This is a genomic window from Exiguobacterium sp. s192 (assembly GCF_018618795.1).
Classification (GTDB): domain Bacteria; phylum Bacillota; class Bacilli; order Exiguobacteriales; family Exiguobacteriaceae; genus Exiguobacterium_A; species Exiguobacterium_A undae.
The window spans coordinates 591,949-616,718 of sequence record NZ_JACSMS010000001.1 but is presented as its reverse complement, the minus strand read 5'-3'; the positions used below and the strand labels follow the sequence as shown (position 1 = coordinate 616,718).

Annotated in this window: 29 protein-coding genes; 19 read left to right on the top strand and 10 right to left on the bottom strand. The window is 46.8% G+C overall.

What is annotated here, in order from left to right:
* Positions 1–49 precede the first annotated feature (49 nt).
* Positions 50–415 (bottom strand): hypothetical protein, encoded by a 366-nt coding sequence (locus KNP87_RS03175; RefSeq protein WP_251135384.1) that lies wholly within the window; start codon positions 413–415, stop codon positions 50–52.
* A 461-nt stretch (positions 416–876) separates the two neighbouring features.
* Here KNP87_RS03175 and KNP87_RS03170 point away from each other — a divergent pair, with 461 nt between their 5' ends.
* Positions 877–1,977, top strand: coding sequence for an NAD(P)/FAD-dependent oxidoreductase (locus KNP87_RS03170; protein ID WP_251135383.1), 1,101 nt, complete (start codon positions 877–879; stop codon positions 1,975–1,977).
* Positions 1,978–2,074: 97 nt separating this feature from the next.
* Positions 2,075–2,413, top strand: a complete 339-nt coding sequence (locus KNP87_RS03165; RefSeq protein WP_214720792.1) for a hypothetical protein — start codon at positions 2,075–2,077, stop codon at positions 2,411–2,413.
* Positions 2,414–2,456: 43 nt separating this feature from the next.
* Here KNP87_RS03165 and egtD read toward each other — a convergent pair whose 3' ends face one another.
* The 5 genes from egtD to KNP87_RS03140 form a co-directional block, all read right to left on the bottom strand.
* Positions 2,457–3,413: an L-histidine N(alpha)-methyltransferase gene (gene egtD, locus KNP87_RS03160; RefSeq protein ID WP_214720791.1), complete on the bottom strand. Its 957-nt coding sequence runs from the start codon at positions 3,411–3,413 to the stop codon at positions 2,457–2,459.
* A complete protein-coding gene (egtB, locus tag KNP87_RS03155) occupies positions 3,414–4,685 on the bottom strand; it encodes an ergothioneine biosynthesis protein EgtB (RefSeq protein WP_353049350.1) in 1,272 nt (423 codons plus the stop codon).
* A 133-nt stretch (positions 4,686–4,818) separates the two neighbouring features.
* On the bottom strand, positions 4,819–5,802 hold the full coding sequence (gene guaC / locus KNP87_RS03150; protein ID WP_251135382.1) for a GMP reductase: 984 nt from the start codon (positions 5,800–5,802) through the stop codon (positions 4,819–4,821).
* A 132-nt stretch (positions 5,803–5,934) separates the two neighbouring features.
* Positions 5,935–6,456, bottom strand: coding sequence for an NUDIX hydrolase (locus tag KNP87_RS03145; protein WP_214720788.1), 522 nt, complete (start codon positions 6,454–6,456; stop codon positions 5,935–5,937).
* Between the two features lie 78 nt (positions 6,457–6,534).
* On the bottom strand, positions 6,535–7,071 hold the full coding sequence (locus KNP87_RS03140; RefSeq protein WP_214720787.1) for a GNAT family N-acetyltransferase: 537 nt from the start codon (positions 7,069–7,071) through the stop codon (positions 6,535–6,537).
* A gap of 157 nt (positions 7,072–7,228) precedes the next feature.
* On the opposite strand from KNP87_RS03140, the gene KNP87_RS03135 reads away from it, so the two are divergent.
* The 8 genes from KNP87_RS03135 to KNP87_RS03100 all read left to right on the top strand — a co-directional run bounded on the left by KNP87_RS03135 (position 7,229) and on the right by KNP87_RS03100 (position 13,329).
* Positions 7,229–7,483, top strand: a complete 255-nt coding sequence (locus tag KNP87_RS03135) for a hypothetical protein (protein WP_214720786.1) — start codon at positions 7,229–7,231, stop codon at positions 7,481–7,483.
* Positions 7,484–7,762: 279 nt separating this feature from the next.
* On the top strand, positions 7,763–7,963 hold the full coding sequence (locus tag KNP87_RS03130; protein ID WP_012370557.1) for a cold-shock protein: 201 nt from the start codon (positions 7,763–7,765) through the stop codon (positions 7,961–7,963).
* Positions 7,964–8,165: 202 nt separating this feature from the next.
* Positions 8,166–8,366, top strand: coding sequence for a cold-shock protein (locus KNP87_RS03125; RefSeq protein WP_012370557.1), 201 nt, complete (start codon positions 8,166–8,168; stop codon positions 8,364–8,366).
* A gap of 89 nt (positions 8,367–8,455) precedes the next feature.
* Complete coding sequence (locus tag KNP87_RS03120; RefSeq protein ID WP_051524812.1) at positions 8,456–8,842, top strand: nuclear transport factor 2 family protein; 387 nt, start codon at positions 8,456–8,458, stop codon at positions 8,840–8,842.
* 240 nt (positions 8,843–9,082) lie between these two features.
* Positions 9,083–9,730, top strand: a complete 648-nt coding sequence (locus KNP87_RS03115) for an RNA-guided endonuclease TnpB family protein (protein ID WP_353049349.1) — start codon at positions 9,083–9,085, stop codon at positions 9,728–9,730.
* 161 nt (positions 9,731–9,891) lie between these two features.
* The gene (serC, locus tag KNP87_RS03110) at positions 9,892–10,956 is read left to right on the top strand and encodes a 3-phosphoserine/phosphohydroxythreonine transaminase (RefSeq protein ID WP_026832802.1); all 1,065 of its coding nucleotides are present in this window, start codon (positions 9,892–9,894) and stop codon (positions 10,954–10,956) included.
* Positions 10,957–12,114 carry a phosphoglycerate dehydrogenase gene (locus tag KNP87_RS03105; protein WP_214720785.1) on the top strand — a complete coding sequence of 386 codons (1,158 nt, stop codon included), beginning with the start codon at positions 10,957–10,959 and terminating at the stop codon, positions 12,112–12,114.
* A gap of 12 nt (positions 12,115–12,126) precedes the next feature.
* Positions 12,127–13,329: a DUF1015 domain-containing protein gene (locus KNP87_RS03100; RefSeq protein WP_026832800.1), complete on the top strand. Its 1,203-nt coding sequence runs from the start codon at positions 12,127–12,129 to the stop codon at positions 13,327–13,329.
* A 61-nt stretch (positions 13,330–13,390) separates the two neighbouring features.
* On the opposite strand, the gene KNP87_RS03095 is transcribed toward KNP87_RS03100, so the two are convergent.
* Positions 13,391–15,175: a glycoside hydrolase family 13 protein gene (locus tag KNP87_RS03095; RefSeq protein ID WP_119923111.1), complete on the bottom strand. Its 1,785-nt coding sequence runs from the start codon at positions 15,173–15,175 to the stop codon at positions 13,391–13,393.
* Positions 15,176–15,379: 204 nt separating this feature from the next.
* Between KNP87_RS03095 and KNP87_RS03090 the strand changes: the two genes are divergently transcribed.
* Both KNP87_RS03090 and KNP87_RS03085 read left to right on the top strand, forming a co-directional pair.
* Complete coding sequence (locus tag KNP87_RS03090; protein ID WP_026832798.1) at positions 15,380–16,093, top strand: YebC/PmpR family DNA-binding transcriptional regulator; 714 nt, start codon at positions 15,380–15,382, stop codon at positions 16,091–16,093.
* A 288-nt stretch (positions 16,094–16,381) separates the two neighbouring features.
* Entirely contained in the window at positions 16,382–16,675 is a 294-nt protein-coding gene (locus KNP87_RS03085) for a hypothetical protein (RefSeq protein WP_026832797.1), read from the top strand.
* A gap of 50 nt (positions 16,676–16,725) precedes the next feature.
* Here the strand turns inward: KNP87_RS03085 and KNP87_RS03080 are convergent, their stop codons facing one another.
* Positions 16,726–16,998, bottom strand: a complete 273-nt coding sequence (locus KNP87_RS03080; protein WP_119923112.1) for a hypothetical protein — start codon at positions 16,996–16,998, stop codon at positions 16,726–16,728.
* 344 nt (positions 16,999–17,342) lie between these two features.
* On the opposite strand from KNP87_RS03080, the gene KNP87_RS03075 reads away from it, so the two are divergent.
* The 7 genes from KNP87_RS03075 to mnhG are packed head-to-tail and all read left to right on the top strand — an operon-like array spanning position 17,343 to position 23,135.
* Entirely contained in the window at positions 17,343–19,748 is a 2,406-nt protein-coding gene (locus KNP87_RS03075; RefSeq protein WP_214720784.1) for a Na+/H+ antiporter subunit A, read from the top strand.
* Complete coding sequence (locus tag KNP87_RS03070; protein WP_174544502.1) at positions 19,745–20,185, top strand: Na(+)/H(+) antiporter subunit B; 441 nt, start codon at positions 19,745–19,747, stop codon at positions 20,183–20,185. The genes KNP87_RS03075 and KNP87_RS03070 overlap by 4 nt, the downstream gene beginning before the upstream one ends.
* Positions 20,186–20,188: 3 nt before the next feature.
* The gene (locus KNP87_RS03065; RefSeq protein ID WP_014970525.1) at positions 20,189–20,530 is read left to right on the top strand and encodes a Na(+)/H(+) antiporter subunit C; all 342 of its coding nucleotides are present in this window, start codon (positions 20,189–20,191) and stop codon (positions 20,528–20,530) included.
* A complete protein-coding gene (locus KNP87_RS03060) occupies positions 20,523–22,007 on the top strand; it encodes a Na+/H+ antiporter subunit D (protein WP_214720783.1) in 1,485 nt (494 codons plus the stop codon). Before KNP87_RS03065 ends, KNP87_RS03060 begins: the two co-directional genes overlap by 8 nt.
* Before the next feature lie 3 nt (positions 22,008–22,010).
* A complete protein-coding gene (locus KNP87_RS03055) occupies positions 22,011–22,487 on the top strand; it encodes a Na+/H+ antiporter subunit E (RefSeq protein WP_026832792.1) in 477 nt (158 codons plus the stop codon).
* Positions 22,487–22,771, top strand: a complete 285-nt coding sequence (locus KNP87_RS03050) for a Na(+)/H(+) antiporter subunit F1 (RefSeq protein ID WP_026832791.1) — start codon at positions 22,487–22,489, stop codon at positions 22,769–22,771. Before KNP87_RS03055 ends, KNP87_RS03050 begins: the two co-directional genes overlap by 1 nt.
* Positions 22,755–23,135, top strand: a complete 381-nt coding sequence (gene mnhG, locus KNP87_RS03045) for a monovalent cation/H(+) antiporter subunit G (protein ID WP_026832790.1) — start codon at positions 22,755–22,757, stop codon at positions 23,133–23,135. The genes KNP87_RS03050 and mnhG overlap by 17 nt, the downstream gene beginning before the upstream one ends.
* Before the next feature lie 90 nt (positions 23,136–23,225).
* On the opposite strand, the gene KNP87_RS03040 is transcribed toward mnhG, so the two are convergent.
* Both KNP87_RS03040 and KNP87_RS03035 read right to left on the bottom strand, forming a co-directional pair.
* Positions 23,226–23,672, bottom strand: coding sequence for an Rrf2 family transcriptional regulator (locus tag KNP87_RS03040; protein WP_026832789.1), 447 nt, complete (start codon positions 23,670–23,672; stop codon positions 23,226–23,228).
* Between the two features lie 204 nt (positions 23,673–23,876).
* Entirely contained in the window at positions 23,877–24,770 is an 894-nt protein-coding gene (locus tag KNP87_RS03035) for a glycerophosphodiester phosphodiesterase (protein ID WP_214720782.1), read from the bottom strand.

Below are 24,770 nucleotides of genomic sequence, written 5' to 3'. Positions count from 1 at the left end.
CATTTCCATCAAAAAAAGACTGTAGCTCTGAGTCTACAGTCTTTTTATTTTATCCGCGTTCGAAGTAAAAGCCGTTCCAGTAAACATGACGGTACGTGAACTCTTTGCCGCTTTTTGTCGTCACAAGCATCTCGTCTTCAGATACCACGGCAATCTTGATCGGCGTCTCACCATGATCGGTCAGAAAATTTAAGATTTCCAAATGGCGGTTGAGCCAAAGCCGACGACGAAACCAACGAAAACGACTGAACGCAGCAGTAAAATGCAAGATTGATAACAACATGATGACCATCCCAAACGGTAATGGAATATCAAATAACGCAATCAAGTAGAAATCTGCGATGATCAGGAACACAGATAAGCCCATCTCGGTCATTTCCATAAAGGAAGCCTTATACGTGGCAAAGTAGGTCATGACACGAAATAAAACAATGACCGTCAAATAAGGAACAAAATAAAGACGAAAAACATGGTCCGACCCACTATTGACGTACATGAGTAAGGGCAGGAAGAAAAGCAACTTCCAAGTTAGGATGGCAGAATAAAACAAAGTGTGATCCGTGTAGCGTTTGCGTACAATGGCGCGACTAATGTTCATTGCCTTCCCCTCCTTCAATGGTGACTCCATGCTCAAGTCGATGATGTCGGGACGTGATGCCTATAAGGGTATCTTTCCGAATTAGGCAGTTTCTAACCGTAAATTTCGTGTGAAATGTAGGTTTATATTGAGTATACGAAACATTCTGATAAAAAGTTTTATTTTCCCATCATTCCCCATATTTGAATGTGCAGTTTTCATCTGCTCATTCGTATTTGTTCTTTACCGTTTTTTTCTTTACACTTGAACTAGATTATTTTAGAAATGAGATGAAAAGCATGTACAGCCATATCGTGATCGGAGCAGGTATTCTCGGCACCTCAACCGCGTATCATTTAGCGAAAGAAGGAGCATCCGTCTTGTTGGTGGACCGGAAAGAAGCGGGTCGTGCCACGCACGTCGCAGCCGGAATCATTTGTCCTTGGATGACGCAACGTCGGAACAAGGCTTGGTATCGGTTAGCCAATAACGGTGCTCATTATTATGACACCTTGATTCCGGAACTCGAGGCACTTGGTGAGACGACGACCGGCTATCAAAAAGTAGGCGCTATCGCTTTACACGAAACATCAAAAATCGAAAAAATGCAGGTCATTGCTGAAAATCGTTTTCCCGAGGCGCCGGCGATCCAGCAAATCGAGCGTTTGACCGCTGATCGCGTGCAACAGATGTTTCCGTTGATTGAATATGTCGAGGATGCATTATTCGTTTCCGGCGGAGCACGAGTTGACGGACGTGCGTTACGCGCTGCACTAGAACGCGGCGCCCTCAAACAGCAGGCGAAGGTGGTTGAAGCAGATGCCTCGTTAATCGTCGTGGACGGTCAAGTGAAAGGTGTCCGAATTGAGGATGAAATGCATTACGCGGAGCAGATCATCTTGACGGCAGGTGTCTGGGTCAATGAGTTGTTGAAACCGTTGCATCTTGAACTTGACATCCGTCCTGAGAAGGGACAGATTCTCCATCTGGACATCACGGCGGAACAGACAGAACAATGGCCCGTCATCATGGGGCAACGCGGACTGTACCTTGTATCGATCGAGGATGGAAAATTGGCAGTCGGCTCCACGCATGAGAAACAACTTGACTATAACCTCCAACCGACCGTCAAGGGCATGCATGCTTTATTGACACGCGCCTTGCCGGTTGCACCTGCACTGGAAGACTCGAAAATCAATGAGATGCGTGTCGGACTTCGTCCTTATACCAGTACTTCCTTACCGATCATCGGACGGCTCGCGACTCATCCGAATGTACTGGTCGCTAACGGGCTTGGAGCCTCCGGCTTAACGATTGGTCCTTATCTCGGGCGTGAATTAGCGAAGTTAGCGTTAGGGCAAGAACTCGATATCAATCTGGAGGATTATTTACCGCAATGAGCGCACGACGAACGAACTTTTACCTTCTTGATAGTCTATACCCGCCATTAAACAAGAACAAACGTTCTATATTCAAGATATCAAAGGAGAGTTGAATGTGCATCCGATCAAACCTTTCGTGACTCTTGATCACCTGAAATCCCTCGACATTCGTGTCGGTACAATTCGTTCGCTTCAGACTTCGGACGAAGAACCCGCATTACTGTTACTACTGATTGATTTTTTAGAATTTCAACAGTCTTTGTTTCTCGATTGGAAAGAAACACGTTTTGAATACGAAGAAATCATCGGCAAACAAGCACTGGTCGCCCTGAACGTCCCGGGGCTCGTCGTCGGCTCCTCCGGACGCATTCTCGAGTTGGGTTCTCTCGATCAGCTCATGCCCGTGTTGGTCTGCCCGGAACACCCGATTCCGGACGGAAGCCGACTGACCTGACAAAGAAACGACCATCCGCCATCGGATGGTCGTTTCTTTGCCGTCATGTCTTTTCTAAATAATGAACACTAAAATATTGGTTTCGATCCGTAAAACATGTGACCGGAGTAAATCCATTTTGTCTGGCCAACACTTGAAAGTCATCCACACTGTATTTATAGGAATTTTCCGTATGGATGGTTTCACCTTGTTTAAAGCTAAATGTCTGATCCGCGACGGTCACCAGTTGATCAATCCGACTTCTCAGATGCATCTCAACCCGGTCAAGCGCTTCATTATAAAACGCAACATGTTCGAACCATGTCAGATCAAACGTTCCCTCAAGTGATTCATTGATATGCTTTAAAATGTTCAAATTAAACTGTGCCGTCACACCCGCCTGATCGTTATAGGCTTCGTCGAGAACACTTACCGCTTTTTTCGTATCAATACCGATCAAAAAGCCGTCACCCTTTTCCAGCAGTTGATACGAACGACTCAAAAAAGCAGCGGCCTCGTCGGGATCAAAATTGCCGATGGTTGATCCGGGAAAGAAAATCACTTTTTTCAGCTTGTCTTCAATCGGCAGGACCAGCGGCGTCGAATAATCACCACATACGGCTTTGATATCCAAAGTCGGATAGTCCTGCGAAAGTTGATGCGCGGATTGAATCAAGAACTCTTTGGAAATATCAATTGGCATATATGCCTCCAACTGATGTAATGAGCTGAGCAGACTTTTGATTTTCCGACTGCTGCCGCTTCCATACTCAATCAGTGTATGGACCGGTCCGATACAATCGGCAATCGCCACTTGATGCTGCGATAAAATCTCGAGTTCCGTTCTCGTCAAATAGTATTCCGGTTGTCGTGTAATTTGTTCGAATAATTCAGACCCTCTTTGGTCATAAAAGTATTTTGCCTGAAGTGTCTTCTTGTCTTGTGATAATCCGGACAACACTTCCTGACGCATGTTGTGTTGCTTCGTATACATGTCATAACTTTTGACCTGCTGACTCATTTAAAGGTCACCTGCCAACCGAAAACCACTGAACTGCCAACGCTTATCCGGAGGAAAGAAATTACGGTACGTCTCGCGGATATGATCATCCGGCGTCACACATGCGCCTCCTCGCAACACCATCTGGTTACACATGAATTTCGCATTGTATTCCCCTAACGCCCCTTCAAGCGGTCGGCTTCCCGGATACGGTGCATAGGCACTCGCAGTCCATTCCCAAACATCACCGAACATGCCGGTCATCTCTTGCAGATCGGAACTGACAGGTCGAGGATGGTAGGACCCTTCTCCCATCAGATTCCCCCGTTGTTCGACCTGCCGTCCGACGTACTCCCATTCCGCCTCGGTCGGTAATCGTTTTCCACACCAGCGGCTGTAGGCATCCGCTTCGTAAAAACTGACATGACAAACAGGTTCGTCCAAGTGTAACGGTTTGATTCCGTTTAAGGTAAAGACGGACCACTCACCTTGTTCGTTTTTCATCCAGTACAAAGGTGCTTTCCAGCTTTGCTGATTAACGACATGAAACCCGTCAGACAACCAATGCTCCGACTGTTCATACCCGCCTGCTTCGACGAATGCCAGAAACTCACGGTTGGTGACCGGTCGGCTTGCCAACTCAAACGGGTTGAGCCAGGTTTTGTGGACTGGATTTTCATTATCAAAGGCAAACCCTTGACCATCATGACCGATTTCAACGAGTCCCCCTTCAAACCGTTTAAATGTCGGTGAACCGTCAACGTCAAAAGTACGTTCAGGTTCTGTTTTATTTTGATAAGCAGGCAGTAAGGGGTTCACAAAAAAGTTGTACTTAACATCCATCAGGATTAATTCCTGATGTTGCTGTTCATGCTGCAGCCCCATTTCAATCAGTTGCTCCAGTTTTTGCTGAACGGGTGTTTCTCGCTTTTGTTTCAACAGGGACAAGATTGCTTTGTCCACATGCATTCGGTAAGCAAGTATTTCCTCGACGGTCGGTCGAGACAGAACACCTCGTTGATGACGCGGTTGGTAAGGTCCAATCGAATTGTAGTAGGAATTGAACAAATAGTTATACTTTGGATGAAACACTGTATACTGGTCATCATATTCCTGGAGGATCATCCGCTCAAAAAACCATGTGGTGTGTGCGATATGCCATTTCGGCGGGCTGACATCCGGGCTGGCTTGAATAATAAAATCCTCCGGTTCGAGCGGTTCGATCAATGCTAGGGTTTGATTGCGGACAGCAGAAAACTTGTCTACTAAGTAAGTCGTCGTTTCCAGTCTCACTTCAAAGCACTCCTTTAAATGGATTTTTCTGAAAATATGCACCATTCTCTTTACCCTTTTTCCTTTCAAGTAAGCGCTCTCAATAATATAAAAAAAAGAAGCGACACCCTGTAAGGATGCCGCTTTCTCCGACTTAATACACTTTATCGCCGTTAAAGATTGAATTTTTGACGACCACATAATCGACAGTCCTGATTGCCTGCAGCTTGTTACCGCCCGCGTATGAAATCGCAGACTGTAAATCTTGCTCCATCTCAATCAACGTCTCTGACAAACTGCCTTTATGTTCAACAAACACTTTTTTTCCTTCGACGTTCTTTTTTTCACCTTTTTGGAACTCGGACGCCGAGCCAAAATATTCTTTAACACGTAAGCCATCAACTTCGTGCGTCTCACCCGGGGACTCTTCGTGTCCCGCAAACAGTGAACCGATCATCACCATCGTCGCCCCAAAACGAACGGATTTTGCAATGTCGCCGTGGGTCCGGATACCGCCGTCAGCGATAATCGGTTTACTGGCCGCTTTGGCACACCATCTCAATGCCGCCAATTGCCAGCCTCCCGTACCAAATCCCGTTTTAATTTTCGTAATACACACTTTACCTGGACCGATTCCAACTTTTGTCGCGTCTGCTCCGGCGTGTTCCAACTCACGAACGGCTTCCGGTGTCCCAACGTTTCCAGCAATAACAAAACTGTCCGGTAACAGCAGTTTGATATGTTGGATCATCCGAATGACCGCTTCCGAATGACCATGAGCGATGTCAATCGTGATGTATTCCGGCGTCAAGCCTTCTTGTGCCAACGTCTCGACGAATGTATATTCTTCCGCTTTTACGCCAACACTGATTGATGAAATCAAATCGCGTTTTTGCATCGACCGGACAAAATCGAGTCGTGTTTCAGGCTCGAAACGATGCATGATGTAAAAGTAACCGTTCTCTGCCAAATAAGTCGCAATTTTTTCGTCAATGATCGTCTGCATATTGGCCGGAACGACCGGTAACTTAAAACGTCGTCCACCAAACTCAACCGTCGTATCACATTCCGACCGGCTTCCTACAATTGATTTTGCAGGAATTAATTGAATATCTTCATAATCAAATACTACATCCATCACTAGCACCCCAAATAACGAATATTTTTTATTAATTAAATAGTAACGTTCGTACTTGGATACTATATCGAATATTAGGAAGCTTGTCAAAATAAAATCACCAAAAAGCATATTTTTCTATCGAAAAACCTTTTAATGTTCGTCTTTTATAGAGTATTCCATCTTTAATTGATCAATCCATGCTTCTTCCCATTCAAAAAAACTACTTTCCGTTCCTGTTTCAAAAATATGTTCGGGATAAGGAAGCGCTAAGGGCGGACGATCTTTCCTGTCAAAATAACACAGTTGTTTGGATTCACCGTCAATCGCTGTTAACGTTCCTTCCAACACATCACACTCAAAAATAAAGACGACATACTCCACCTGGTTTTGATCAGGGTAGGTCAGGCGAAACGCCTCACCTCCAAAACAGCCGATCAGGCGGACCGGACGGACAATCAATCCAGTTTCTTCATATACTTCACGGATTACCGCTTTTGCCGGCGGCTCGCCCGGTTCGATTGCGCCCGCCGGAAGGCTCCAGAACGGACCTCCCGGATCTTGGAACAAGATTCGTCCCGATGCATCGCGGATGATTGCACCGACAGACGGTGTGAACAACAATTGATTTCCTGTTTTTTGACGCAGATTCTGGTAATAAGTCGACATGGGCATGAATCATTCTCCTTTGACAATTCTGATGTATGACTAAAAGACTGTGCTCGAGCATTTCTCTTCATCCGAGTTCTTCTTTTAATCGAGTTCTTCTTTTAATAGTGCAAACAACACGAAGTCTTCCCAGGCACCGTTAATGAACAAACTCTTTTTTGCGATGCCTTCCTGTCTGAATCCTGCTTTTTCCAAGACGCGGATCGATCCGATATTCTCGGGCATGACTTCGGCCCGCAAACGGTGGAACTGATACTCGTCGAACAAGAGACGCGCAGCTTGGCGGACAGCTATTGACATGATCCCTTGCCCGTTATACTGCTGATCAAGTTGATACCCGATCATACACGTCTCTGCCGGGAAACGTTCAACGAATGCCGCAGACACTTCTCCGACCAGTTGATTCGTTTCTGTTAAAAATATCCCGAACGCATATGAACGGTCTGCTTTTTGGTTCTCCTCCAACTGTTGAATTCGCTCAAGTTGTTTCGGCAGCGTATAGGTGTCTTTGGGGGGCTTGACCGGCATCCAATATTCAAAATGTCCTTGGTTTCGAACGCTGAGATCCAGCAATGCCTGTGCGTCTTCTTTCGTATACACACGTAAATAAATCGAATTCATGGCGTCATTCTCCTTCTTTGCGACTAACGTATTCCTTAAATATCTTAATATCAAAGAGTTAAGGTGTTTGATATTTTTTTTATCGGGAAAATTACAACAACAAACAAGTAACAAAGTGTTTACAAAACAAGAGGTAAACGACTACAAGGAGGAGAGCATGCGAACTGATGAAGAGTTATTCCAACAAATCGAACTAAAAAATAGATACGCTCTCGAATTGTTATATGACCGGTATGAAAAATCGTTATATCTGTTATTAACCCGAATGTTGTCCGATGAACGGCGCATCCAACTCACTCTAAAACAAATTTTCCATGATGTCTGGACAAATCCTAAACGATACGCATCCATTCACGGCTATTTAATCAGTGCAGTGAAACAAGCCAGGTCTCAGCGCGAACCGGTCGGATAAACAATTGACGGAATCCTTCTACTTATTTACTTAGATTCATGTATTCGGACCACGAGACGCCAATTCCTTTTAACGCTCCATTACTTAATGGATTCTGATAAATTTTAGGCGGGATGTTATTTATTTTGTTTATTACTTCCTTTTTCTTAGAGACCATGTTATATTATTAAGTAATTATTGTTGTTCGGTGGAGATACAAAGTGTTTCACTTTAACTCGATGAAATTGATCACGGTAGTAATAATCAGTGTGGCTCAGTCACACGCAGGAGGCAACACACATGGAACAAGGTAAAGTAAAATGGTTTAACGCAGAAAAAGGTTTTGGCTTCATCGAACGTGAAAGCGGCGACGACGTTTTCGTTCACTTCTCAGCTATCCAAACAGACGGTTTCAAATCACTTGACGAAGGTCAAGAAGTTTCGTTTGAAGTTGAAGAAGGCCAACGCGGACCACAAGCAACTAACGTTACTAAACTTTAATTTTCCTAAGAGGAAGCGCAGCCGCGTTTCCTCTTTTCTTATTCTTTTTTAATCTCCCCTATCTTTTTCACACCGGTCATGGTATATTATTAAGTAATTATTGTTGTTCGGTGGAGATATGAAGGTTACACTTTTGACTCGATGAAATTGATCACGGTAGTAATAATCAGTATGGCTCAGTCATACGCAGGAGGCAACACACATGGAACAAGGTAAAGTAAAATGGTTTAACGCAGAAAAAGGTTTTGGCTTCATCGAACGTGAAAGCGGCGACGACGTTTTCGTTCACTTCTCAGCTATTCAAACAGACGGTTTCAAATCACTTGACGAAGGTCAAGAAGTTTCGTTTGAAGTTGAAGAAGGCCAACGCGGACCGCAAGCAACTAACGTTACTAAACTTTAATTTTCCAAGACTCTGCTGTTGCAGAGTCTTTTTTTGTTTCATTGTGTTTGGATCAACTCACTCACTTCAAGACCGAAAGGATGATTTTTATGGAACCGTCAGCTAAACATACTCAACTGCAAACATTCCTCACAAACCGGCATGCTTACTTGATGCAAGGGGATCGGGAAGCGATGCACCAACTGTTATCGGACGATTTTTCTTTTATTGATGGACAGGGACGTCAATTTGATGCTGAGACCTATCTTGATCATTACGTAGATTTAGATCAAATCAAATGGATCAATCAGACGAATGAATCGGTCGTAGTCGAAGTGTTTGAGACGACGGCACTCGTACAAGAACTATTAGAGGATACTTTTTCTTATGGTCAAACCTCTTACGTTGGTCGATTTCGAAGTGTTTCCTTGTACCATTGGACACCCGATGGCTGGAAATGGCATTTTACTCAACTGACGCCACTCGACCCTTCCTAAATCTGATGATTAAATAATCTCTTACGATTAAAACAAACAGGTGGATGTAAAATCCGTCTGTTTGTTTTGTCGAAAAAGCGGTTTGCTGATTTCTGGCCTTCTCCCCTCCTCACAACCTGCATGACCTCCCTCCTGTTTATCAAAATTAGGCGAGAATACGCCCACTTCTAAACGAAGTGAAAGTGGGAGATGAATCGCCAACCTGCTTTTCGGGTATATTCCCTTTGAAGGAGGTGAAAAATGGTGTTGAAACACAAGGCCTACAAATTCAGAATCTATCCGACAAAAGAGCAGGAAATCCTGTCGGACGGCACCGTCTACCAAAACGATCGTTACTTTCGTTCGCTTGAGAAGAAACTGGCGCGCGAACAGCGTAAGCTCTCCCGCCGTCAGCGCATCGCTTTGAACAAGAAAGTCCCGCTTTCCGAGGCGAGGAACTATCAGAAGCAGAAGCGGAAGGTCGCCCGCATCCACGAGAAGATCGCCAACAAGCGCACCGACTTCTTGCATAAGGTATCGACCGAGATCGTCCAAAACCACGACGTCATCGGGATCAAGACCTTGCAAGTGAAGAACATGCAGAAGAATCGCAAGTTAAGCAAGGCCATCTCGGACGTCAGCTGGTCGGCATTCTTCCGCATGCTGGAGTACAAGGCAGGATGGTACGGGAAGATTGTCGTGAAGATCGGCAAGACCTTTGCTTCCAGTCAACTGTGCTCCAGTTGCGGCCATCAACACAAAGACGTGAAACATCTCAGCTTGCGTGAATGGACATGCCCGAGTTGCGGTATCCATCACGATCGAGATGTGAATGCAGGACTGAATCTCAAACAAGAAGCCGAACGTATCTTAGCTTCTTCAACCGTCGGAACGACGGGTTTAGCCTGATCAGGTTTCGACCGTTAGGTCGGATCACTCAGGAATCCTTCACCTCTAAGTGAAGCGTAGGTGGAGGTAGTTCAATTCCAAAAAGACATTTGATTAACTGTTTTCATTCCGTTACACTTTAGTTGTAAATATTTTCTGAAAATTATCGTAGGAGGAATGACATGACTGTTTTTAACTTTTCCGCTGGTCCAGCGGTGTTACCGGTTCCGGTCTTACTAAAAGCCCAATCTGAACTGTTGAATTATCAAGGTTCTGGACAATCCGTCCTGGAGCTGAGTCACCGGTCCGATTTGTTTGAAACTATCCTCCACGAAACGGAATCGTTGCTCCGCGAACTGATGGATATACCGGACGAGTATCGCGTTCTTTTTTTGCAAGGTGGTGCAACGCTCCAGTTTTCGATGTTGCCGCTTAATTTGGCGACAAATCGCCAGATGGTCGACTTCATTGATACCGGTAGTTGGTCACAAAAGGCGATCAAAGACGCACAGGCTTATGCAACGACACGAATCCTCGCTTCATCGGCATCGGATGGCTATCGATCGATTCCAGTTGAAGCTGTCACTTCTGACGCCGACTACCTTCACATCACATGGAACAACACGTTGGAAGGAACCACGTATACAAAAGCCCCACAAGTTGGTGTCCCTCTAGTCGCTGACTTTTCGTCTTCTATCTTGTCTGAACCGATTGATATTCGGCAGTTCGATGTCATTTATGCTGGCGCCCAAAAAAATCTTGGTTCGGCAGGAATGACGCTCGTCATCATCAAAGATGAATTGCTTCAACGGACACCCCAATCGTCCGGCTCGTACTTGCGTTATGAGACACACGCGAAACATCACTCGCTTTACAACACACCACCAACGTATAGTATCTATTTGACGAAACTTGTCCTGGAATGGATCAAAGAGCAAGGGTTTGAGACGGTTGTTCAGCGCAACCGCCAACAGGCTGCTGCGCTTTATACATATTTGGACCAATCGACCTTGTTCTCAAATGCTGTCGCAATCAGCGACCGTAGCCGAATGAACATCCCCTTCTCGACAGGTCAAGTGGACTTAGACACACAATTCCTAAAATTCGCGGAACGGAATCAGCTGGTCAATCTAAAGGGGCACCGATCCGTCGGTGGGATGCGTGCCAGTCTTTACAATGCAATGCCGAATTCCGGAGTCGATGCTCTTCTATCCGTACTACACCGATTTGAACAGGGGGAACGCTAAATGTACCACGTACAACTTTGGAATGACGTATCTGAAAAGGGGCTAAAACGATTTAACGATGGTTATCTCGTCCAACGTGACGTCGAAGAACCAGACGCATTTCTTGTCCGAAGCAAGGACTTGCACGGAATGAAGTTCAAGGAGTCCTTAAAAGCAGTCGCTCGGGCAGGAGTCGGCGTCAACAACATTCCGCTCGACCAATTGGCCAACCGGGGAATTCCTGTTTTCTCGACACCGGGAGCAAATGCCAATGCCGTCAAAGAGCTTGTCATCGCCAGTTTGTTCTTGAGTGCCCGGAAACTGATTCCGAGCATTTTATGGACAAACAATCTTCGGGGACATGATATCCCGGAACGGGTCGAAGCCAACAAAAAACAGTTTGCCGGAACTGAATTACTCGGTAAACGGATTGGCATCGTTGGTCTCGGTGCGATTGGTGCCAGTTTAGCCAATACATTACATGAGCTTGGCATGACGGTTTCCGGTTACGATCCGCATATGTCCGTCGAGTCCGCCTGGCGCGTCTCCAATCAAGTCCAACGTGTGACCAATCTTGAGGAGTTGCTGGCAACAAGTGATTATATCACCCTGCATTTGCCCTTGATTGATTCGACGCAACATCTGCTTGATGAACGGTTGCTCGCAAAGGTGAAGCAAGGAGCGACCTTACTTAATTTTTCACGTGGTGAATTGATTGATGAACACGCTTTGGCGACGGTCTTAAAATCTGGTCGATTGGCCAACTATGTGACGGATTTTCCGAATGCCTTCATACTCTCCCTGCCGCGAGTGATTCCGTTGCCGCATATCGGCGCGTCCACTGCTGAGGCAGAAGAAAATTGTGCCGTCATGGCAGTCGATCAATTAAAACTCTTTCTTGAAACCGGAAACGTCCGGAATGCCGTCAATTTCCCGGCGGTTGAACTGCCTTACTCCGGCAAACGACGAATCACGATTGCCCATCAGAACATTCCGAACATGGTGGGTCAAATCGCTTCCGTCCTCGCTTCTGAACAAATCAACATCGCCAATATGATCAACGGCAGCAAGGATGGGATCGCTTACACAATCATCGATATTGACAATCATCTCGATGAATCCATTTCCCTGCACCAACTGAATTTGATTCCTGGTGTCTTAAAAACACGACTATTATAAGGAGCGTTGATTATGCCTACTTTTGAACCTTTCCATGCTTTGCGTCCAGACTCCAAATATGCAGAAGCTTTTTCCTCACTCCCTTACGACGTCTTCAATCGGGCGGAAGGTCGGGCGGAAGTCCGACGGCGTCCGTTATCTTTTTTACGGATCGATAAAGCCGAGGTCACCTTACCGGACTTGATTGACGACCATGATCCCCGGGTGTACCAACAAGCGGCACTTCATTTTAAAGAAGCCGTCGAACGGCATATCCTGACTCTGGATGATGTCGAGAGTTATTACCTTTACCGGTTGAGCGATGGGATCCACACACAAACCGGTTTCGTTGGTTGTGTGTCTGTTTCCGACTATGATCAAGGCATCATCCGTAAACACGAGTTCACACGTCCGGACAAAGAACGGGACCGTGTCCGTCATGTGCAGGCACTCGCGGCTCATACAGGACCGATTCTGCTTGCACACCACCCGGACACCGAACTGGACCGGATCGTCACAGAACAGGACAAACAGCCGCCACTCTATCAATTCACCGCTGAAGATGGAATCGAACACACGATCTTCAAAGTGACCGATCGAGAAGCGATGATGACAATCGGCAGTCAATTTGCCCGTCATGATCATCTGTACATCGCGGACGGTCATCACCGGGCAGAAGCTGCCTCGCAAGTCGCCCGGTTGAACGATCACGACGATGCCGGTTTGTTCCTCGCCGTTTCCTTTTCGCGTGACCAATTAAACATTCAAGGTTATCATCGCGTCGTCGAAGATTTATACGGTCAGTCGGTTGAGGAATTACTGACACGGATCAGCAGTCGTTTCACGATTACACGCGGGCGGGCACCCGAAACACAAAAACACCGGTTTGAGATGTACTTGAAACAAGAATGGTACACGCTCGATTACGAGCAGGATCGTCCATCCGTCAAAGACAATCTGGATGTCGCGATTCTCCAGGATGAACTGTTGACGCCTTTCCTCGGCATCGAGGATCCTCGGACCGATTCACGGATTCAATTCGTTGGTGGCGTCAAAGGATACGCCGGACTTGAACAGCTCGTCGATCAAGGAACGATGGCAGTGGCTTTCCATCTGCATCCAACCGGATTGACCGAGTTGATGGAAGTGGCTGACGCCGGGGACGTCATGCCCCCGAAATCAACCTGGTTTGAACCGAAGTTGAGAAGCGGTCTGCTCATCCATCCCTTTTTCTGATACTTGATTTACCTAAAACAACAGCCGCTTCCGGAAAATTTTCCTGGAAGCGGCTGTTTGTTTAGACGTCGATCACTTGCAAAATCTTACCGGATACAGCTGGCACGTCAACGGTTTGCGAATAGTGCCTCTTCTCCAATAAATCAATCGTCGGTTCTGCCAGATCGATTTGGATGTCTTCCGGTCCATTGTTGAACACGATCAAATAGGTCGTTTCGTTCGTCTCACGACGAATTACAAAGCTGCCGGTCTCATCATTCACTTGTTCAAATTGATAACTTGACGCGTTGGCAAGACCAGCGTGTTGTTTACGCAGGGCAATCAACTGTTTGATATAGTCGAGAAGCTCCGTGTCCTGCTCCGCTGAATCCCAGACCATACACTTGCGGTTATCCGGATCCTGGCCACCCGTCAGACCGATCTCGTCTCCGTAGTAGATGACAGGACTCCCTGTGAACGTCAACAGAGATAACATCAACAATTTCATCCGTTCCCGGTCCCCATTCGCTCGCGTCAAGGCACGTGGTGTATCGTGCGAATCCACCAAATTGAACATCACTTCGTTGACATTCATGGAGTTACTGTTCAAGTTTCGGACGATCGCATGACTGAACGCGGATGCCGTGCTCTCATTGGTCGCAAAAAACGTCAAGAAGGCTTCGGTCAGTCCATAGTTCATGACCGCGTCAAACTGATCACCGAGCAACCATTCCTGAGAATCCGTCCAGCACTCGCCGACGATGTACGCTTCCGGATTGGCAGCACGGACTTCCGTCCGAAACTCACGCCAAAAGGCATGATCGACCTCACTCGCCACGTCAAGCCGCCAACCATCGACCTGAAACTCTTCGACCCAGTATCGTCCGACCTTCAATAGATAGTCTTTGACGTCCGGATGGGCTGTATTGAGTTTCGGCATGTTCGCTTCGAACGCAAATACTTCGTAGTTCGGTGCCGGTGTCGTTTGAACCGGGAACTCATCAATCATGAACCAATTGGCATACTTTGATTCTCTTCCGTTTGTCATCACATCTTGGAAGGCTGGATGCTCCACACTGACATGGTTAAAGACGGCATCGAGTAAAATCCGGATGCCATTATCGTGGAGCAACTGGACCATTTCCCGGAAGGTCTCTTCTGTTCCGAAACTTGGATCCAATTGCAAGTAATCCAGCGTATCGTACTTATGATTGGAAGGTGCAACAAAGATCGGACAAAAATAAATCCCTGTGATGCCCAGTGCTTTTAAGTAATCAATCCGATCAATCACCCCTTGGAAATCGCCGCCAAAATAATTGTCGAACGCGGGTGCTTCCGCTCCCCAGGCAATCGTCCCCGCCCGGTCATTCGTCGGGTCGCCGTTTGCGAACCGATCCGGGAAAATTTGATACCAGACCGTATCCTTGACCCATGCCGGAGCATCAAATACGTCTACTGCGTTCATGTAAGGAACGGCAAAGTAATAGCCCGGATGATCAAGCGGCACCTCGTCATACCACCCTCGTTCTGTGTAGACGGCGGATGTGTCACCGGCATAGACTGTGAATCCGTAACGGACACGTTTTTTAGCCGGTCGAATGGCGACGAACCAGTAATCATGGGTCGCATCCGATCCTGAATAGGTCATCGGGGTTGTCGCGGTTTTCCAAAATTTCTCTTTGTCCGGATCGAAGTTCCAGTCCCGATCCTCTTCTCGCTCAGCATCCCATTCATATGGATCCCCGTGTACGAGTTCGACACGATCAAGATCCCCTTTCGCCGACATTAAGCGGATATGCACCGTCTCTTCGTCATATTTATAGACGTACGGAGATAAGGCGCGATGGAACACTGCTGCTTTGTTCATAATCGTTCATCCTTCCACATGCTGAATTTATTCATCTACTGATACTTCCCGAATTTCCACTCGTTGTAAACGTTCCCGTTCAAAATTCAGTCAAGTCCTATCATTTCAGTTCAGAAATCGATGGCGGATGAGGTATACTAGACAGGCAGAGGGAACCGACGGGTTTCTACTAAATCGAAGTCATGTGAAAGCGAGTGGATTCTGATGGGTCGTAAATGGAATAACATCAAAGAGAAAAAGGCGTCGAAAGACAAAAATACAAGCCGGGTGTATGCGAAATTCGGACGGGAGATTTATGTTGCCGCGAAACAAGGCGAACCGGATCCTGAATCAAATCAGGCATTAAAAGTTGTCTTGGAACGTGCAAAAACGTACAGTGTTCCCCGGGCAATCGTCGATCGGGCGATTGAAAAAGCAAAAGGTGGCGCTGAAGAAAACTTTGACGTCTTACGGTACGAAGGATTTGGACCAAGCGGTTCGATGGTCATCGTCGAGACGTTGACGAACAACGTCAACCGGACGGCTTCTGACGTGCGTGCCGCATTTGGGAAAAACGGAGGAAACATGGGCGTCAGCGGTTCTGTCGCCTATATGTTTGATGCAACGGCCATTTTTGCGTTTGAGGGGAAAACGGCCGATGACATCCTTGAATTGATGATGGAAGCCGATTTGGATGTCCGTGACATCTTGGAAGAAGAAGAATCGGTCATCATCTATGCTGAGCCGGAGCAGTTCCATGCCGTTCAAGAAACGTTAAAAGAAGCCGGCATTACTGATTTTTCAGTTGCCGAGCTGGTCATGCTCGCTCAAAACGAAGTGACGTTATCTGAGGAAGACGTCCAACAATTCGAAAAAATGATTGATGCGTTGGAAGATTTGGAAGATGTGCAACAAGTCTACCACAACGTCGAACTCTAATCTGTTCTTCTTAAAGGCAAAGTCTTCATTCAGACTTTGTCTTTTTTTGTACAAAAAAAGGAGCTTTTCCGCTCCTTTTGACCCTGCTTTCAGCTGACGCCCATGATTATGATCCGGTTACGCGCTGTTTCACTTTACGATACCGTATGAAACGCGTTTCATAACAACCCTAAAAAAAGATTCTTTTTAAAGGTTTAATTCTTCTATTTAATGGGAAAAGTAATATTCGATACCGATTGGTGATTGAATGTCAGGTCACATGGTCTTTTCACATAAGGAGGAACTTGCATGTCTTATTCATTGATAGAAACCTTTAAACGAATCGTAAGCGAAGCCAATCGTTTTACCCGCGTTGATTTTGGTGGTTACGATATCTATATGCAAACGAACGACGGACGGACGATTACAGCGACAATCCGCTTTGACGGTGGTGGTCAGGACCAAAATGAAGCCTATCTACTGCTTGAATCAAGCACGGGGCACAGTCGAATGACGACGCTTACCCTGCATCAATTCGAACATCTATCTTCCTACACAGCACATAGTGAGCGCATCCAAGCTCTCGTTTCGACAAGTGCCTGAGTTTTTGCTTCATATAAAAAACACGCTCCCAAAAATGAGAGCGTGTTTTTTTATTGGTTTTCTTCTTTTTCTAATCGCTCGAGCTCGGCATGTGTCTGCGGAAAACCATTTGCCTGCCAATCCGCACGCTGAATCGAGTCCAGTTGCGTCAGACCCACTTCTGTTTCGTCCGTTTTTGCATCGACGCTTGGACGTTGGTCCAGTTCCGCGGTATGACTGATACTTTGATCTTTTGAGCAGGATTGTTGATACCGTTTGATTGCTAATGCGGATAATGTAACGACTCCGCCTAGGATGAGACCTTGCTTAAACGACTTTTTCATGACGCCACCTCTGTCCACTGGATTTTTACACTTTATTTGTTTTCCCATAAACGGCTGATTGTAATCAAAATCATCGTTTCAAATATTTTTTTCAGATTTTTTTTAGCCTTTTTCTGCCGTGTTCCTACATATTTAATAATTCGATCAAAAACCGCGTTCCTGCGCTAAATCAAAAGGGTCAAGTCATGCAGAGACACGAAATGTACGCTATACTTTTAACAGATGCTTCACCGAAAATCGAATGCCTATGCTAGAGAGGACATCGTCACAAGCCAAACACGTCGCTTGCGTACAACGTCCTTCTTTCATTTTTTTCGATTGCACCACACAAAGGAGGGAATCATGTGTCATTGCTTCATTTGGCAATCTTGTTGCCGTTACTCGTAAGTCTCTTCATTCCATTACTCTACAAGAAGATTCGATCCGTGCACACAGGATGGTTCGTTTTACTCGTCCCACTCACACTGGTCATCTATTTCAGCCAATTCATCAGTCAAACGATGGCTGGAAAACCGGTCACTGCGACAATGAACTGGATCCCTTCACTGGGTATCAACTTCGTCGCCTATGTCGACGGACTCGGTTTGCTGTTCGCGTTGTTGATTACCGGTATTGGATCCCTTGTCGTCCTTTATTCAGTTTATTATCTGGATCCTAAAAAAGAGGCGCTGCATAATTTTTATGTCTATTTGCTTCTCTTCATGACAGCCATGCTCGGGATTGTCTTGTCGGACAACATGATTGTCATGTACCTGTTCTGGGAATTGACGTCAATTTCTTCATTCTTACTGATCGGCTACTGGTATGAACGGGAACGCTCCCGTTACGGTGCCCAAAAATCGATGCTCATCACTGTTTTCGGCGGGTTGTCCATGCTTGGCGGAATTTCTTTGCTGTCGTTACTGTCTGGTTCGTTCAGCATCCGCGAATCGCTCGCAACGGTCAGTACGTATTCAGGCGATCCACTTTTCACTGTTTCCCTTGTGCTGTTTTTACTGGCAGCTTTTACGAAATCCGCTCAATTCCCGTTCCATATTTGGTTGCCGGATGCGATGGAAGCACCGACTCCCGTCAGTGCGTATCTTCACTCGGCGACGATGGTCAAGGCGGGTCTGTATTTGGTCGCCCGGATGAGTCCCATCTTTGCTGAAACGCCGCTTTGGTTTTATCTTGTGTCGTCTGTCGGAATGTTCACACTCTTCTGGGGGTCGTTAAATGCCGTCAAACAAGTTGATTTAAAAGCCATCTTAGCGTATTCGACGATTTCACAGCTCGGTCTGATCATGTCCCTGCTCGGACTGGGAGCAGCGGCTTTACAGGTTGAAATCCTGCCTGACAGCCTCTATACGATTGCAACCGTCGCAGCCGTCTTCCACTTGATCAACCATGCGACATTTAAAGGAAGTCTTTTCATGATGGCGGGAATCATCGATCATGAAACGGGTACACGTGATATCCGGAAACTAGGCGGTCTGTCTCAACTGATGCCGGTGACGTTCACGATCGCGACAATCGGGACATTGTCGATGGCGGGCGTTCCGCCGTTCAATGGTTTCTTGAGTAAGGAAATGTTTTTGACCGGTGTTCTCGAAGTATCGAATTCCGGACTGTTCCATCTCGAGACGTGGGGGCTCTTGTTCCCGTTCTTTGCTGTCGTCGGTAGCATCTTTACGTTTGTCTACAGTATCTTGATTGTTTATCGGACGTTCCTTGGTCCAAAACAATTGGACAAGTTACAGAAAAAACCGCATGAAGCACCAATCGGCATGTTACTGCCTCCGCTTGTGCTGGTCTCACTCGTCATCTTGATCGGCTTGTTCCCGAACTTGCTTTCGAACACGCTGATTCGCCCTGCCGTTGAAGCCATTTTACCGCAGGTCGTTGACGGTGGTGGATCGTTCCCGCTCAAGATCAAGCTCTGGCACGGATTTAATCCCGAACTGTTCTTGACCCTGCTGATCATCTCAGTCGGGACGATTTTGTTCCTGACGTTACCGAAATGGCGCTCACTGTACAACCGGATGCCAAAACAGGTGTCGTTGAATCACCAATATGACGCCTTGTTGCGTCGGGGTGAACAAGCCTCGACCGCTATTCACGATACGGTCATGACCGGCTATATGCGTTCTTATTTGGTCTATATCTTCGGTTTTATCGTCGTGCTGGTCTTATCGAGCCTTTACTTCCTCGATGCCTTTAGATTTGACGTGGACCCGCTCAGTTCGGTCCATGCTTACGAAATCGTCTTGGTCCTGGTTCTGGTCGGAAGTGCGTTATCGATCACGTTCGCCCGGTCCCGTTTGACATCCATCATCTTACTGGGTGTCGTCGGCTATACGGTCGCTCTGTTCTTCGTCTTATTCCGGGCACCTGACCTGGCGCTGACACAACTTGTCATTGAAACGGTCTCTGTTGCGCTGTTCCTACTCGTGTTTTATCATATGCCGGAAATCAGCCGGAAAGAAGAACGGATCAAGTTCAGACTCGGGAACGCAGCCATCTCCGCTCTCGTCGGTCTGAGTGTCACGTTAGTCGCACTGGCTTCTCTGAGCCAACGCTCATTTGCTTCCATCGCCCAGTATTATATCGATAATGTGGCGGACTTAGCCGCAGGCGGTAACATGGTCAACGTCATCCTCGTCGACTTCCGTGGATTTGATACGTTGTTTGAGATCAGCGTGTTGGCGATTGCCGCACTCGGCATCTATGCGATGATTAATTTCCGGAAGACTGGGGGAATCGACAAATGAAAAATCCGATGAAGAAACATACGAATGACGTCATCCTGGAATCGGCCACGACGTTCATCACGTTCATTATTTTCTTGTTTGCCGTCTATCTGTTCTTTGCCGGGCATTACACACCGGGTGGTGGCTTTATCGGCGGACTCGTCACCGCTTCCGCCCTCGTGTTGGTCCTGCTTGCCTTTGACATTCAAACACTCCGCCAAATTCTGCCCGTCGACTACAAATTGATGACGGCGATTGGCATGTTGATTGCCGTCTTGACGGCTTCGGGCGCTTTATTGTTTAATGTTCCGTTCTTTACGCACGCACATGATTACTTCAATCTACCGCTGTTCGGAAAAACTTCCCTGCATACGGCGATGTTGTTTGATTTGGGCGTCTATCTCGTCGTCGTCGGTGTGACGATGACGATTATTCAAACGATTGGGGAGAGTGATTAACGAATGGAGATCATCATGGCGATCGCTGCAGGCATCCTGACGATGTGTGCCGTCTATCTCATTCTTTCGAAAAGTATTTTACGAATCATCATCGGAACCGGCTTACTCAGTCATGCGGCTCATTTGCTTGTCATGACGATGGGGGGTCTGAAGACCGGAGCGGCTCCTGTCATCAAAGACGGGGTCACCCAGTATACGGATCCGCTTCCACAAGCGCTTGTTCTCACGGCAATCGTTATCAGTTTCGGCGTGACCGCATTTTTCCTCGTGCTCGCCTACCGGGCTTATCAAGAACTTGGCACAGACAATCTCGAGGAAATGAAAGGAACCGATACGCATGATTAATTTACCGTTATTACCGATTTTGATCCCGTTGATTACCGGTGTCATCTTGATGTTGTTCCCGAACCGCCTGCGTCTACAGCGCAGCCTGTCCTTCGGATCGACACTCGTGACGATCCTGGCTTCGGCTTATCTGATTTTCCGTGTCAAACAAGGGGGCATCTTGACCGTGACGCTCGGGAGCTGGCCCGCTCCATTCGGCATCACGCTTGTGTCGGATATGTTATCCGCCCTGCTTGTCTTTACGACCAGCCTGCTTGTCTTTTTTGTAGTCTGGTACTCGATCTATTACTTGTCTGATCTGCACCAACGCTTTTACTACTACATCGCTGTTCAATTTTTACTTGTCGGTGTGAACGGTGCCTTTACGACAGGTGATATTTTCAACATGTTTGTCTTTTTCGAAGTCTTTTTGATTTCTTCTTACGTTTTAATCGTGCTCGGCGGAAAGCCGGCTCAGTTGCGTGAGTCCTTGAAATACCTGTTGATTAACGTCATCTCGTCTGCTTTGTTCGTCATGACGGTCGCCTTTTTATACGGCATCATCGGTTCATTGAGCATGGCAGATATTTCACAAAAAATTTCTGAAATCAATCAACCCGGCATTCTCAGCGTCATCGCGATTCTGTTTTTGATCGTCTTCGGATTAAAAGGAGCCATCTTCCCGCTTTACTTCTGGTTACCGGGCTCCTATCAAGTACCACCGACTCCGGTCCTTGCCTTATTCGGCGCATTGCTGACGAAAGTTGGTGTCTACGGCATTTTGCGGACCTACAGTTTATTCTTCTCCCATCAACCGGAATTCACGCATCAGATTCTCGGCTGGTTGGCACTGGCGACGATTTTAATCGGAGTCATTGGTGCTCTCGCGACACGTGACGCCAAACAAATTTTAATCTACAACATCATCGTTGCTGTCGGCGTGATTTTGTACGGTGTCTCCGTCATGACCCGCCAGTCGCTCGAAGGCGCGGTATTCTATCTGATTCATGACATGTTGATCAAAGCGGCATTATTCCTGCTGGTCGGCGTCATGATCGGAATCGTTGGTTCAAGTCGATTAAAAGACATGGGCGGGATGATCAAAGAGTATCCGTTACTCGGATGGACGTATTTCATTGCTGCGTTGTCACTTGCCGGAATTCCGCCACTCAGTGGTTTTATCGGGAAGTTGCTCATCGTTCGGGGCGGATTTGAAGCCGGTGATCTCGTTGGACCGTTTGTCGTCTTGATTTCAAGCTTACTTGTCCTCTACTCGGTGATGCAGATTTTCATTCGTGGATTTTGGGGAACGCCGAAGACCTACACCGGTCCGAAACGCCACTTGACCAAACAATTGCTCTCACCTGCGCTTTGTTTAGTCGTGATTACCGTATTATATGGAGTGGGTGCGGAAGCCGTCCGTCCCTTCATCTCTCAAGCCGTGGATCCGCTTGTCGATCCCTCAATCTATATTCAAGCCGTACTGAAGGAGGATTAACCCATGCCATTTCAGTTATTACTCAATATCTTGCTTGCATTCCTCTGGATGTTTCTCGCCAACTCCTTTTCCACTTCATCGTTCATCATCGGCTACTTGCTCGGTTTGATTGCGATGTTTGCGATGCGGCGAGGCTTCAGTACTCGTTTTTATCTTGGACCATTCATCGCTTTAATCCGGCTGTTCATCCGATTTTTATACGAACTGGTCGTTGCGAACCTTGAAGTGCTGTCAATCATTTTGAAACCGCGCCTCGACATCAAACCCGGTATTTTTGCATACGAGACGGAGCTGGAACACAATTGGCAAGTCACACTGCTTTCGATGCTGATTACGTTGACACCAGGAACACTTGTCGTTGATATTTCAGATGACAACAAGACATTGTATATCCATGCCTTGCATATGCCGGAAGCCGACGATGCCGTTGCCTCGATTCGAAATAGTTTTGAGAAAGCCATCTTGGAGGTGAGCCGCTGATGTTAGAGACCCTTTTATTTATTGCCTTAGGTGGCGTGTTCCTGTCGATGCTTGGTTTATTTTACCGCGTCATCAAAGGTCCATCCGTTGCCGACCGTGTCATCGCCCTTGATTCCATCGGCATCAGTTTGATTTCCGTCGTCGGATTGGTTTCGATCATTCTTCGTACAAGTGACTATCTGGAAGTCATCTTATTGATCGGGATTTTGGCATTCATCGGGACAGTTGCCTTCTCCAAATTCATCGAGAAAGGAGAGATCATCGAACGTGACCGCAATCAGTGATATTTTCGTAGCCGCCTTTGCGTTGATCGGAGCTTTTTTCAGCCTCGTAACTGCACTGGGTCTCATTCGGCTACCTGACCTCTATACGCGTGCTCACGCCGCGTCCAAAAGCGCGACGCTTGGTGTCATGAGCATTCTCATTGGCGTCATCATCTATTTTGTCGCAGAAGATGGATTTTTCTCGTCCCGTGTCCTGCTTGGTATTTTGTTCGTATTGATCACGGCACCGATTGGCGGACATTTGATTGCCCGCGCCGCTTACTACAGCGATGTTCCTTTATGGAAAGAATCTGTGCAGGATGATCTGGCGAAAAATCCCGAACACGTGAACCCGAAAAAACGATCGGTTTCTAAATTAAAATAATGATTTTGGCACGTCCGCAGCTATCACCTGATCTTTTTCAGGCGGTAGCTGTCTTTTTTTGCAAAGAAAAAACGGATCCGGGTGATTCACTTAACGTGAATCATCCGCACCCGCTTTGGCAAACAGTAAATCCAGTTCTTGGCGATTCGTAATCAACTCCGCTAGCGTATGTTGCTCGAGTTCACGAATAAACGCCCGTAAAGCCCGTCCGAGAATTCCTTTTAACTGACAGTGTGGTTCAATCACACAATGTCCGTTCGCCGAAAAACATTCGACGATATCCATCGGTTCCATCTCCCGAACGACCTTCCCGATATTGATCTCTTCCGGATCGCGAATCAGACGTAGTCCGCCCGTCCGCCCGCGCGTCGATTCAACATAGCCGAGCTTCGCCAACTGTTGCGTCACTTTCATCAAATGATTGGATGAAATCCCATAATGATTGGCAATCGCCGGCATCGGCGTGATTTCCTGCCGGTGAAGTCCTAAGTAAATCAGGACACGTAATCCATAGTCTGTATATTGTGTAATCCGCATGCTGTTCACTCCATTCTCTCTTGACGGAACGTCCCTGAACGATTCCGCCCCACGCTGCTGTATTATCGTATCATGTTCTGCATCACGCGAAAATAACTGAATGCATGATAAAACCTCGATAAGCATACGTAGTGAAGAAGGGTTTGGATGTCATTTTTAAAAAAAAGTCCGCTTTTCAGGAAGAAAAGCGGACTTTTTCTGTATTCAACGTGATGTATGCTGCTGTCTGACTTCATTAAAACGGTCGGCAAAATTCGTGAAAACACCGGTCACTCCGTAATCAAGCATCCGATGCATATCCTTCTTCTCGTTTACAGTGTACGGGTGGAGTAACAAATCGTTTTTTCGAATCAACGCCGTATTGGTTTTCGTCAGTGCCTTAAAGGACGGACCCACTCCAACCGCATAGGTCTTGATGTCTTTCACCCGTCTAGCGGTTAACGCATTCACATCACCTGCTTCGAGCAATTGCACAAGCGGTACGTTCCGATCCAGACGTTTTACTTTTAACAAACTTTCTTGACTGAACGATTGAATCATCACTTGTCCCGGTTTAACGCGGTCACTTGATAATCCATATCGTTTTAACGTATCCAACAGTTTTTTCTCCATCCCGGGATAGACATCCGGTGACTTCGTTTCGATATAATAGTTGGCCTGCTTGCCATAACGATCAAAGATTTCGTTAAGCGTCGGAACCTGTAATCCTCTATAACTCGCACGGGCATAGGCGGGATAGGCTTGATTAAACCAACTTCCTCCATCCAATCGTTTGATCTGCGCCAACGTCTTGTCCTTGACCGCGCCTGTCCCGTTTGTCGTCCGATCGACCGTCTCGTCATGCATCGCAATCAAGTGACCATCTTTCGTCATCTGTAAATCAATTTCAATGTAATCGGCCTTTAACTTTTTATGTCCCATCGCGTAAGCAACCATCGTATGTTCCGGTGCATAGCCTGACGCACCGCGATGCGCAACATTGACGATACGCTCTGGGTCCAATAATCCTTTTGCCGGTTTCTTTGCTGCCTCAGTGCTCGTTGCACTGCTTGTGATGACTAGTCCGGTCAGGACCGTCATTCCGATCTGCTTTAACAT

Excerpts from the sequence above, each read along its gene's own strand:
- KNP87_RS03175 (WP_251135384.1), bottom strand. The coding sequence starts at position 415 with ATGACCTACTTTGCCACGTATAAGGCTTCCTTTATGGAAATGACCGAG.
- KNP87_RS03170 (WP_251135383.1), top strand. The coding sequence starts at position 877 with ATGTACAGCCATATCGTGATCGGAGCAGGTATTCTCGGCACCTCAACC.
- egtD (WP_214720791.1), bottom strand. The coding sequence starts at position 3,413 with ATGAGTCAGCAGGTCAAAAGTTATGACATGTATACGAAGCAACACAAC.
- guaC (WP_251135382.1), bottom strand. The coding sequence starts at position 5,802 with ATGGATGTAGTATTTGATTATGAAGATATTCAATTAATTCCTGCAAAA.
- KNP87_RS03145 (WP_214720788.1), bottom strand. The coding sequence starts at position 6,456 with ATGCCCATGTCGACTTATTACCAGAATCTGCGTCAAAAAACAGGAAAT.
- KNP87_RS03140 (WP_214720787.1), bottom strand. The coding sequence starts at position 7,071 with ATGAATTCGATTTATTTACGTGTGTATACGAAAGAAGACGCACAGGCA.
- KNP87_RS03135 (WP_214720786.1), top strand. The coding sequence starts at position 7,229 with ATGCGAACTGATGAAGAGTTATTCCAACAAATCGAACTAAAAAATAGA.
- KNP87_RS03130 (WP_012370557.1), top strand. The coding sequence starts at position 7,763 with ATGGAACAAGGTAAAGTAAAATGGTTTAACGCAGAAAAAGGTTTTGGC.
- KNP87_RS03125 (WP_012370557.1), top strand. The coding sequence starts at position 8,166 with ATGGAACAAGGTAAAGTAAAATGGTTTAACGCAGAAAAAGGTTTTGGC.
- KNP87_RS03120 (WP_051524812.1), top strand. The coding sequence starts at position 8,456 with ATGGAACCGTCAGCTAAACATACTCAACTGCAAACATTCCTCACAAAC.
- KNP87_RS03115 (WP_353049349.1), top strand. The coding sequence starts at position 9,083 with ATGGTGTTGAAACACAAGGCCTACAAATTCAGAATCTATCCGACAAAA.
- serC (WP_026832802.1), top strand. The coding sequence starts at position 9,892 with ATGACTGTTTTTAACTTTTCCGCTGGTCCAGCGGTGTTACCGGTTCCG.
- KNP87_RS03105 (WP_214720785.1), top strand. The coding sequence starts at position 10,957 with ATGTACCACGTACAACTTTGGAATGACGTATCTGAAAAGGGGCTAAAA.
- KNP87_RS03100 (WP_026832800.1), top strand. The coding sequence starts at position 12,127 with ATGCCTACTTTTGAACCTTTCCATGCTTTGCGTCCAGACTCCAAATAT.
- KNP87_RS03095 (WP_119923111.1), bottom strand. The coding sequence starts at position 15,175 with ATGAACAAAGCAGCAGTGTTCCATCGCGCCTTATCTCCGTACGTCTAT.
- KNP87_RS03090 (WP_026832798.1), top strand. The coding sequence starts at position 15,380 with ATGGGTCGTAAATGGAATAACATCAAAGAGAAAAAGGCGTCGAAAGAC.
- KNP87_RS03085 (WP_026832797.1), top strand. The coding sequence starts at position 16,382 with ATGTCTTATTCATTGATAGAAACCTTTAAACGAATCGTAAGCGAAGCC.
- KNP87_RS03080 (WP_119923112.1), bottom strand. The coding sequence starts at position 16,998 with ATGAAAAAGTCGTTTAAGCAAGGTCTCATCCTAGGCGGAGTCGTTACA.
- KNP87_RS03070 (WP_174544502.1), top strand. The coding sequence starts at position 19,745 with ATGAAAAATCCGATGAAGAAACATACGAATGACGTCATCCTGGAATCG.
- KNP87_RS03065 (WP_014970525.1), top strand. The coding sequence starts at position 20,189 with ATGGAGATCATCATGGCGATCGCTGCAGGCATCCTGACGATGTGTGCC.
- KNP87_RS03060 (WP_214720783.1), top strand. The coding sequence starts at position 20,523 with ATGATTAATTTACCGTTATTACCGATTTTGATCCCGTTGATTACCGGT.
- KNP87_RS03055 (WP_026832792.1), top strand. The coding sequence starts at position 22,011 with ATGCCATTTCAGTTATTACTCAATATCTTGCTTGCATTCCTCTGGATG.
- KNP87_RS03050 (WP_026832791.1), top strand. The coding sequence starts at position 22,487 with ATGTTAGAGACCCTTTTATTTATTGCCTTAGGTGGCGTGTTCCTGTCG.
- KNP87_RS03040 (WP_026832789.1), bottom strand. The coding sequence starts at position 23,672 with ATGCGGATTACACAATATACAGACTATGGATTACGTGTCCTGATTTAC.
- KNP87_RS03035 (WP_214720782.1), bottom strand. The coding sequence starts at position 24,770 with ATGTTAAAGCAGATCGGAATGACGGTCCTGACCGGACTAGTCATCACA.